The 2,210-nt window shown below is 71.2% G+C and carries 3 protein-coding genes; 2 read left to right on the top strand and 1 reads right to left on the bottom strand.

Translation table 11 applies throughout. The annotated features are described in order from the left end of the window. On the bottom strand, positions 1-538 hold a 538-nt coding region (locus BN11_RS16225; RefSeq protein ID WP_048699407.1), incomplete at its 3' end, for an SPFH domain-containing protein. A 468-nt stretch (positions 539-1,006) separates the two neighbouring features. Here BN11_RS16225 and rbfA point away from each other — a divergent pair. Continuing rightward, positions 1,007-1,480 (top strand): 30S ribosome-binding factor RbfA, encoded by a 474-nt coding sequence (gene rbfA / locus BN11_RS16230; RefSeq protein WP_048699408.1) that lies wholly within the window; start codon positions 1,007-1,009, stop codon positions 1,478-1,480. Positions 1,481-1,486: 6 nt separating this feature from the next. Beyond that, positions 1,487-2,210 (top strand): tRNA pseudouridine(55) synthase TruB (gene truB / locus BN11_RS16235; RefSeq protein ID WP_083433817.1); only part of this gene is annotated, 724 nt, incomplete at its 3' end.

The following is a 2,210-nucleotide window of genomic DNA, read 5'->3' on the forward strand; positions in this document are numbered from 1 at the left end:
AGCGCAGCGCCGCCGTCTCGGCGCGGGCGGCCTCGAGCTGGGCGAGGCCACGCTGCTTGGCCGCGAGCACGGCCGTCGCGGCCGCTCGCAGCTCCGCGGGGAGAATCACGTCCTTGACGATCACCTCGACGACGCGGATGCCGACCTCGAGTCCGACGGCCGCGACCGCGGCGGTGATCTCGGCGACGGGCAGGCGGGCACCGCGCTGGGCCAGGGCGTCCATCCCGACGGCGCCGAGGGCATCCCGCAGGGCTACCTGGGTGGCCAGGTAGACGCTGGAGAGCGGCTCGACGGCCTTCTCGTGGAACGCGATCGGGTCGCCGACCGCCCACCGCACGGCTGCGGAGACCCGGACCTGCGCGCCGTCGGCGGTCATGACCTCCTGCGGCGCCACGGTGAGCAGCTGCTCGCGCAGATCCACGATCGTGTAGGTCGCGCCGCGGATCCGGCGGTGCTTTCCCGAGGTCAGGGTGCGGGTGACCAGGCCGTCCTTGGTCTCGATGGCGACCTGGCGGGGAGCGATGGTGATGGTGGACATGGGCTGACCTCCTTCGGATCAGTTCGGTGGATGGATCAGTTCGGTGGAACGACTCAGTGCCGGAGCGGTTTGGGGTATGCAGTTGTGCGCCGGGGTGGCCGGTCCGCCGGTGGCGGCGGCCCGGCGCGGGGTTCGCCGCCCGGCCCCGAGGGGCGAAGCGGCACCACAGAGCGCCGGGCGCGCCGGTGCCACCGGCGGCCGGTCCTGGGGATTCGAACCCCACCCTTTGGAGTGGTGACCTGGATGCATTTGCCGTGCACGGGTCGGGCGGCGATACGCGGAACCGAGATCGTGGCACGCCACCTCGGCCGCTTCCGCGCCGGCTGACCAGGATGCCGTCCCAAGAGGGGCGCCGCCAGTGATTATTCGGGTGGCTGCCGGCCCATTCTCTCGCGCGCCGGACGGGTGACCCTGACATATGGTGGGCGCTGCCCAGCTTTTCCCGCCGAGAGTGAAGGAGGCGCGACCGTGGTCGACACCGCACGAGCTCGCAAGGTCGCCGAACGGATCAAGGACGTCATCGCGGGCAACCTCGATGCCACCGTCAAGGACCCCAGCCTCGGTTTCGTCACCATCACCGACGTCCGGGTGACCGGCGACCTGCAGCATGCGAGCATCTTCTACACCGTCTTCGGCGACGAGAATCAAGCAGAGCAGACCGCAAAACTGTTGCAGCAGAACACCGGCAAGCTGCGCAGCCTCGTCGGCAAACACCTTGGCATCCGGCTGACGCCGAGCCTGGAGTTCCTCGCCGACGCGCTGCCCGACAGCGCCGCCCATATCGACGGTCTGCTCCGTGAGGCCAAGGCCCGCGACGCGGAGGTCGCCGCCACGGCGGCCGGTGCGGCATACGCCGGGGAGTCCGACCCCTACAAGCACGGCGACGAGGACGACGACGACGCTGCCGACGCTGCGGCGGACGCCGAGATCTCCCGCTCGTAGCGCCTCGTGGGCACAGACACCCGGTCGCCACGCCGCGAGCCGGCCCCCGACGGCCTGCTCATCGTCGACAAGCCCGGCGGCTGGACCAGCCACGACGTCGTCGCCAAGGTGCGCTACCTGGCGGCCACTCGCAAGGTCGGGCACGCCGGGACCCTCGACCCGATGGCCACCGGCGTGCTCGTCCTCGGCATCGGCCGCGCCACCAAGCTGCTCACCTTCCTCGTCGGCTGCGACAAGTCGTATGCCGCGACGATCCGCCTGGGTGCCAGCACCGTCACCGACGACGCCGAGGGGGAGATCACCGAGGCGACACCGGTCGACCTGCAACCAGGAGCGTTGGAGGCGGCGGTTGCCGGTCTCACCGGCGAGATCCAGCAGGTGCCGAGCGCTGTGAGCGCCATCAAGATCGACGGCGTCCGCTCCTATGCCCGGGTCCGCGGTGGTGAGACGGTCGCGCTGGCCGCACGACCGATCACGGTCTCCCGCTTCGAGATTCGCGACCGGCGGTCGGTGGAGGCGGACGGCATACCCATGCTCGACGTCGACGTCGAGGTGGACGTCTCCTCCGGCACCTATGTGCGCGCGTTGGCGCGCGACCTCGGCGCCGCACTCGGCGTCGGCGGCCATCTGACCGCGCTGCGTCGCACCCGCGTCGGCGCCTTCACCATCGACGTCGCCCACCCGCTCTCCGACCTGGAGACCCACGGCCCGGGCGAGCTGCCGATCCAGC

This window comes from Nostocoides australiense Ben110, assembly GCF_001050535.1.
Lineage (GTDB): Bacteria > Actinomycetota > Actinomycetes > Actinomycetales > Dermatophilaceae > Nostocoides_A > Nostocoides_A australiense.